Annotated in this window: 8 protein-coding genes; 2 read left to right on the top strand and 6 right to left on the bottom strand. The window is 18.3% G+C overall.

The genetic code is table 11. From position 1 onward, the window contains the following. The 4 genes from GJU03_RS01945 to GJU03_RS01930 all read right to left on the bottom strand — a co-directional run. Positions 1 to 659: 5'-3' exonuclease (locus GJU03_RS01945; protein ID WP_281351259.1), on the bottom strand; the 659-nt coding region annotated here is incomplete at its 3' end. Positions 660 to 701: 42 nt separating this feature from the next. Next, on the bottom strand, positions 702 to 1,376 hold the full coding sequence (locus tag GJU03_RS01940; RefSeq protein WP_168919000.1) for a thioredoxin domain-containing protein: 675 nt from the start codon (positions 1,374 to 1,376) through the stop codon (positions 702 to 704). A gap of 87 nt (positions 1,377 to 1,463) precedes the next feature. After that, the gene (locus GJU03_RS01935; protein ID WP_246208766.1) at positions 1,464 to 2,144 is read right to left on the bottom strand and encodes an RluA family pseudouridine synthase; all 681 of its coding nucleotides are present in this window, start codon (positions 2,142 to 2,144) and stop codon (positions 1,464 to 1,466) included. A 95-nt stretch (positions 2,145 to 2,239) separates the two neighbouring features. Beyond that, on the bottom strand, positions 2,240 to 2,419 hold the full coding sequence (locus GJU03_RS01930; protein WP_168918999.1) for a S4 domain-containing protein: 180 nt from the start codon (positions 2,417 to 2,419) through the stop codon (positions 2,240 to 2,242). A 72-nt stretch (positions 2,420 to 2,491) separates the two neighbouring features. Here GJU03_RS01930 and bamD point away from each other — a divergent pair, with 72 nt between their 5' ends. Continuing rightward, positions 2,492 to 3,211, top strand: a complete 720-nt coding sequence (gene bamD, locus GJU03_RS01925) for an outer membrane protein assembly factor BamD (protein WP_168918998.1) — start codon at positions 2,492 to 2,494, stop codon at positions 3,209 to 3,211. A gap of 46 nt (positions 3,212 to 3,257) precedes the next feature. On the opposite strand, the gene tyrA is transcribed toward bamD, so the two are convergent. Together tyrA and GJU03_RS01915 are read right to left on the bottom strand one after the other, a co-directional pair. Then, positions 3,258 to 4,340, bottom strand: coding sequence for a bifunctional chorismate mutase/prephenate dehydrogenase (gene tyrA / locus GJU03_RS01920; protein ID WP_168918997.1), 1,083 nt, complete (start codon positions 4,338 to 4,340; stop codon positions 3,258 to 3,260). 32 nt (positions 4,341 to 4,372) lie between these two features. After that, entirely contained in the window at positions 4,373 to 5,431 is a 1,059-nt protein-coding gene (locus GJU03_RS01915) for a 3-deoxy-7-phosphoheptulonate synthase (protein WP_168918996.1), read from the bottom strand. A 183-nt stretch (positions 5,432 to 5,614) separates the two neighbouring features. Here GJU03_RS01915 and parC point away from each other — a divergent pair. Then, positions 5,615 to 7,582 (top strand): DNA topoisomerase IV subunit A (gene parC / locus GJU03_RS01910; protein WP_168918995.1); only part of this gene is annotated, 1,968 nt, incomplete at its 3' end.

The raw sequence follows: 7,582 nt of genomic DNA, 5'->3' as shown, positions 1-7,582 counted from the left end.
TTATTATTAATATTATTAATATTTTGATATATATATTTTATATTACCTAATTTATTTATTAAATTTTTACTTATTTTATTTCCTATTCCTGGAACTCCAGGAATATTATCAATAGGATCCCCACTTAGTGCTAATAAATCACTAATAAATTTTGGGTATACTCCATATTTTTTATATATTTCCTTCGGTCCAGAAATAGAATAATTAATAGGATTTACTATTTTTATATTTTTATTAACTAACTGAGCTATATCTTTATCTATACTAAAGATAAAAACTAAAAAATCTTTTTTTTCAGCTTTTTTTGATAAAGTACCAATGATATCATCAGCTTCCATATTTTTTATAGATATAATATGATATCCCATTGCCTGTATAATTTTGAATAAAGGTTTAATTTGTATAACTAAATTATCAGGCATATTTATTCTTTTTGATTTATATTTATTAAAAATCTTTTTTCTAAAAGATGTTCCTTTATTATCAAATACAATTAAAAAATAACTATTAGTGTTCATTTTAATAATTTTATTAAACATTCTAATAAAACCATATATTGCGCCTGTAGGATAACCATTTGTATCCATTAAATTAGGTAAAGCATAATAAGCGCGATATAAATAAAATGATCCATCTATTAAAATTATTTTTTTTTTCATATTTATAAATGTATTAAAAAATATATTGTTTTTTATGCAATATTATCTTTTTAAAAGTTTTTTTATTAAATTAATATAATTTTGATAAAAATTATAGTTATCGCTGGTATATATTCCAGAAAGATTAACTATAAATTTATTATTAATATATACATCAGGTACTAAATGTATATTAAATTTTTCAATTAAATCATATTCTTTTTCAAATAATATTCTAGCTATATTACTATTCCATGCTGCATCAAACATTGGTCCTGTTACTTTTGTATTTCTTACAAAAATTCTTTTTATAGAATTATAATCATGAATAGATGCAGTTTTATGTACACCATCAAAAATTGGACCAATTACTTGATCTTCTACGTCTAACATTTTAGCAACAGCCCAGGCATAACCTAATATACTAGATAAACTATCTTCTTGATCTATTCTATTATAATGAATTCTTACAATTTTTACATTTTTTGGTATTTTATTTTTTAAAATTTTTTGATTAATACTTGTATGAAGTTCATAACAATGTGAACATAAAAATGAAAAAAATTCAATTATAATTGGTTTTTTACCAAATTCTTTAGTAAATAATTTTTGTTCTTCTTTTGTTAAAACATCATAAAATAAAATTTCAGATGATTTTTTAGATGCTATACAATTACTAGATGTAATTAATAATAAAAAGAACATGCTAAAAAATAATACATATTTTTTTATATTCATCATATTTTTTATCACTCTTGATTAAATAAAAGATCAAATTTGATTTTATCATTATAAACTAATTATTTATTTTAATGAAATTATTTTTTAAATTTTATTTTTTTTTAAAAAATTAATTAAATTATTTATATCATTTGGTAATTTTGAATATAATTTAATATTTATGTTAAAAAATGGATGTTTAAATTTTAAATAACAAGCATGTAAAGCTTGTCTTTGGATTATTTGATTGATTTTATTTTTATAAAAATTATTGATTATATAATTATTTTTACATTGTTTATAAACTAAATCACCAACAATACTATTTTTAATATAAGATAAATGAACTCTAATTTGATGTGTTCTACCTGTTTCTAATCTTATTCTTAAATGGGTATGATTTTTAAAAATGTTTTTTACAAAATATTTTGTTATTGCTTTTTTACCTAATGGATTAATATCCATACAAATATAATTTTTTTTATATACACGTTTTATTGGATAATTAATTATCCCATTTTTTTTTATTATCCCATTTACAATAGTTTCATATTCGCGAATAATATTATGTTTTTTTAATTCTTTTTTTAAAAACATATACGAATTCATATTTTTTGCTATAATCATTAATCCTGTAGTATTTTTATCTAATCTATGTACAATACCTGCTCTGGGTACATCTCTTAAATGTGGATAATGAAATAATAAAGAATTAAAAATAGTATTATTTTTATTTTTATTAGCAGGATGTACAACTAAATTATTTATTTTATTTATAACTAAAATATATTTATCATTATAAATTATATTTAAATTTAAATTCTGTGCTTTCCATATATTATCTTTATTTAAAATAAAAGCATAAAATTTAATTTTATCTCCTAAAAAAATTTTTTTTTAGGAATATTTATAATATTATTATTTATTTTTACATTATTATTAATTATAATTTTTTTTATTTGTGATCTCGAAAATTGTATAATTTTTTTAGTAAGAAAAACATCTAATCTTTGTTTATTATATTTTGAACAAACTTTTAGTGTTAATTTTAGATATTTCATATTTTAATATTTAATTATTAAAATTAATTTAGTATATATTAATAGAATATGTTAATTTTAGAAAAAAAGAAAATGAAAATTTTTATAAAAAATAAATTTTTTTTTATTAATATTTTAATATGTATATTATTATTATTTACAACTAATTGTGAATATTATTTAATTCCAGAAAAAAAAATTTTAAAAAATTCATTAAAACATGAATATTTAAAAGCTGTAAAAATTTTAGTTGATAAAAAATATAAAAAAGCTTTAATACAATTTAGTAATTTATATATTAATTATCCGTATAATATGTATACGGAAAAAATTTTAGTTTATTTAATTTATTTAAATTATCTTAATAAAGATTTTATAAATGTTTTAGAATTATCAGAAGAATTTATTGAATCATATGATTCATCTGCATTTATTAGTTATATTTTTTATATTAGAATTTTATCAGAAATATCTTTAGATTCTAATAATTTACTCCAGATTTTATTTAACATAAATAGAAATAATTGTAATCCTTTTTATACTAAATTAGCTATTCATGATACAAAAATATTTATTAAAAATTTTCCTAAAAGTAAATATACTAATATTTTAAAAAAAAAATTAATCAAAATGAGAAAAAGAATACAATTATTTGATTTAAATATCATAAATTTTTTTTTAAAAAAAAAAAATTATACAGCTACTATTAATAGATGTTTAATTTTTTTAAAAGAATATCCTAATAGTGTAAATACATGTTTTGTTAAAAAAATTTTAAAATATTCATATAATGAAATATCTTTAAAAAAATAAAAATAGAAAAAAACTTAATATTAATAATATTAAGTTTTTTGAATTTTTAGAATAAAAATTCTTTATTTGTTACTAATAATTTTTTAATTTTCTTAAAAATATCAATTATTTTTATTTTTTTTTCTTTATTAACTAAAATAACTAAGTTATTAATATAATCTAAATATTTTTTAATTTTTTGAGTATTATTTTTAGAATATTTAATTAAATAAAAATATAATTGTGGATTTGTAGAAAAAAAATTTTTTACAATTAGTGAATTTAATTTAAATACAGGTTTTGATAAAATAAAAATTTTATTTAAAGATATTTTTGTTTTTAGTAAAAAAATACTATACATTAGTGTATGTAAATATTTTAACGATTCTATAAAAAAAATATATTTATCATGTTCGATTATATTCATATTTTTAATTTTTAATCCCCAAATTTCTATTTGTTTTAAAAACCAAATATAATGTTTTTCTTTACGGCCATAACAATATATTATTGATTCTTTAAATAAAAGATTTTTTTTATAATTAAATAAAAAATATAAACCTAAGACAGGTCCTTTATATATTTTTAATATTTTCGTCATAAATATTTTTTTTATAGGAGATAAATCAATTAAAATACAATTTTTAGGTAAAAAAACCAATTTTTTAATTAATTTTTCAAAAAATGTTTTTGATACATCTAAGATAATCATACCTATTTTTTTAAATAAATAATTAATTTTATTAATATTAATTTTTTTTTCTTCTATATAAAAAACATCATATCCAGTTATAGCTAACATTTCTTTAAATAAAATACTTATATTTTTATTATAACTAATAATTAATATTTTTAAAAAATTAGGTTTTATTTTTTTAAATATTTTTATTTTTTCATAAGAATATGATTGATTAATAATTCGATAAAATATTTTTTCAATAAAATTAGCAGATATTCCTATTTTTTTTGCTTCTTTTTTTTTTAAATTAATTATATCTTTTTCTCTTTTAGGATCATAAAGGGGTAATCCATATTTATTTTTTATTGCTCCTATTTTTTTTACTAATTCGAATCTTTTTGATAAAATTTTTAATAATTTTAAATCTAAATTATCAATTTCATTACGTAATAAATTTAATTTATTTAACATATCTTTTATAATTATATTTTATTGATATTATTTTATAACAAACGTTTTTTAAGAATGAAATCTAATTCATTATTAATTTTATATAAAATATTTTTTGTTGTTTGTAAATCTATACATCCATCTGTAATTGATATTCCATATTTTAATTCTTTATAATTTTGAATATTTAAAATCTGATTTCCGTTTTTAATATAACTTTCAAGCATTATACCTATAATAGAATTATTTCCTTCTTTAATTTGTGAAATTATGGATTGAATAACTAAAATTTGTTTTTTAAAATCTTTATTAGAATTTCCATGACTACAATCTATCATAATTTTAGGTTTTAAATTTACTTTTAATAAAGATTGTTCACATGATAAAATATCATCTTTATAGTAATTAGGTTTTTTACCCCCTCTTAAAATAAGATGACAATTTTTATTTCCTTTAGTATCAATAATACAAATTTTACCATTATTATCTAGACTAATAAAATGATGTTCTATAGCAGAAGCTTGAATTGCATTAATAGCCGAAGAAATATTTCCGTCTATATTATTTTTAAAACCTACAGGAATATTAACTGAAGAAGCTATTTCTCTGTGTACTTGTGATTCTACAGTACGTGCGCCAATAGCTATCCAACTTAACAGATCATCAAGATATTTTAATGTATTAGGATCTAATATTTCTGTTGCTAATGGAATATTATTTTTAACTAATTTAATTAACAATTCTCGTGCTAAATATAATCCTTTGTTTATATTAAAAGAATGATCCATGTATGGATCATTAATTAATCCTTTCCATCCTAAAATAGTTCTAGGTTTTTCAAAATATACTCTCATAACAAGGTATATATTATTATGAATTTTAGAAAACATTTTTTTTAAAAATTTACTATATTCTATTGCTTCATCAATATTATGAATAGAACAAGGTCCACAAATAATTAATAATTTATGATTTTTACCTGAAATAATATCTGATATAATTTTACGTGAATTTAATATTTGTTCTTTGTTTTTTTTAGAGATAGGTAATTTAATTTTTAATTCTTTAGGAGTTATTAAATATCTTTTATTTTTAAAATAAATATCTTTCATAATAAAATATCCATAAAAAAAATACTATTGCATAAAAATAACATATTTATTCTATAAAATTCAATTTAATTTATTTAAATTTTGAAGTTAAATAAAAATTTCATTTTATAGTTAAAATATTATAAATTTTCTTTATAATAACAAATGTTTAATTTATATAAATTATAATTAGGAAAATTATATATGAATAAATTGGTACAAAAAAATTTAATAGAGTCAGAATCTATGCAGTTAGATAAATTTGCAGAACATGCTTATTTAAATTATTCTATTTATGTAATATCTGATCGAGCATTACCCCATATTGGAGATGGATTAAAACCAGTACAAAGAAGAATTATATATGCTATGTCTGAATTAGGATTAAAATATTCGTGTAAATTTAAAAAATCTGCTAGAACAATCGGTGATGTTATTGGTAAATATCATCCCCATGGGGATGTCGCATGTTATGAAGCAATGGTTTTAATGGCTCAATCATTTTCTTATAGATATCCTTTAATAGAAGGACAAGGTAATTGGGGTTCTCAAGATGATCCTAAATCTTTTGCTGCGATGAGATATACGGAAGCTCGTTTATCAAAATATTCTAATATATTATTAAATGAAATTGTAAAAGGAACTGTAAATTTTATACCAAATTTTGATGGAACATTATTTGAACCTAAAATATTACCTGCATGTTTACCTAATATTATCTTAAATGGATCAACAGGGATAGCGGTAGGTATGTCAACAGATATTCCTCCTCATAATATTAAAGAAATATCTAATGCTATAATTAAATTAATTGACTTTCCTAAAATAAAATTAAAAGAAATTTTAAATATAATTCAAGGTCCTGATTTTCCTACTGGAAGTGAAATTATAACATCTAAAGATGAAATTTATAAAATTTATAAAAAAGGTAGAGGTTCTATTAAATTAAGAGCATCATGGAAAACAAAAGATAATAAAATTATTATTACATCATTACCTTATCAAATTTCTGGAGTACGTATTATTGAACAAATTACTACACAAATGAGAAATAAAAAATTACCAATGATTGACGAAATTAGAGATGAATCTGATTATGAAAATCCTACTAGGATAATTATTATTATTCGTAATAATTTTAATTATTTAAAAATTGAACAAATTATGTATCATTTGTTTTTTACTACCGATTTAGAAAAAAGTTATCGTATCAATTTAAATATGATAGGTTTAAATAATAAACCTGCTGTAAAAAATTTAATAGAAATATTATCCGAATGGATTATATTTAGAAAAAAAATAGTAAAAAAACGTTTAAATTTTAATTTACAAAAAATATGTAAAAGATTACATATAATTACAGGGTTATTAATCGTTTATTCTCATTTAGAAGAATTTATAAACATTATTCGTTTAAATCCAAATCCTAGTGATATTTTTAAAAAAAAATTTAAACTTACTGATATACAAATAGAAACATTACTAAATTTTAAATTACGTTCTATTTCATTTATAGAAAAAAAAAAACTGATTGATGAAAAAAAAAAATTAGAAATAAAATATAAAAATATTAAAAAAATATTATTTTCAGAAAAAAATATGAATTTATTTTTAAAAAAAGAAATATTATTAGCTTCAGATAATTATGGTAATATACGTCGTTCAATACTCAAAAAAAGAAAAGATGCAAAATTATTAAATGAATCTGAATTAATTTCAAATGAACCAATTACGATTATTCTATCTAAAATGGGTTGGATAAGATGTGCAAAAGGGCATACAATAGATCCTTTAAATTTAAATTATAAATCAGGAGATTCTTTTTTACTTTCAGTAAAAGGGAAAAAAAATCAAACAATAGTTGTTTTAGATTCCAAAGGACGTAGTTATAGTATTGATCCATTTTCTTTACCTGCAGCACGTAGTAGTGGAGAACCTTTACATGGAAAATTAAATATTTCACAAGGATCTATAATTAAAAGTTTATTAATGGAATCTAATGATAGAGAAATTCTTTTATCTTCTAGCGCTGGTTATGGTTTTATATGTAAATTTAATGATTTAATAGCATGTAATAGAAATGGTAAATTATCTATTATTTTATCAGAAAAAGCAGAAATATTACCTCCATTAATAATTAAAAATAAAAATAATAAAATATTAGTTATATCT

Origin of the sequence: Enterobacteriaceae endosymbiont of Donacia bicoloricornis, assembly GCF_012567955.1 — a bacterium.
Lineage (GTDB): Bacteria > Pseudomonadota > Gammaproteobacteria > Enterobacterales > Enterobacteriaceae.
This window is presented reverse-complemented; position numbering and strand designations above follow the sequence as displayed.

Bases quoted from the DNA above. Each gene is read 5' to 3' on its own strand.
- GJU03_RS01940 (WP_168919000.1), bottom strand. From the start codon at position 1,376: ATGAATATAAAAAAATATGTATTATTTTTTAGCATGTTCTTTTTATTA.
- GJU03_RS01930 (WP_168918999.1), bottom strand. From the start codon at position 2,419: ATGAAATATCTAAAATTAACACTAAAAGTTTGTTCAAAATATAATAAA.
- bamD (WP_168918998.1), top strand. From the start codon at position 2,492: ATGAAAATTTTTATAAAAAATAAATTTTTTTTTATTAATATTTTAATA.
- tyrA (WP_168918997.1), bottom strand. From the start codon at position 4,340: ATGTTAAATAAATTAAATTTATTACGTAATGAAATTGATAATTTAGAT.
- GJU03_RS01915 (WP_168918996.1), bottom strand. From the start codon at position 5,431: ATGAAAGATATTTATTTTAAAAATAAAAGATATTTAATAACTCCTAAA.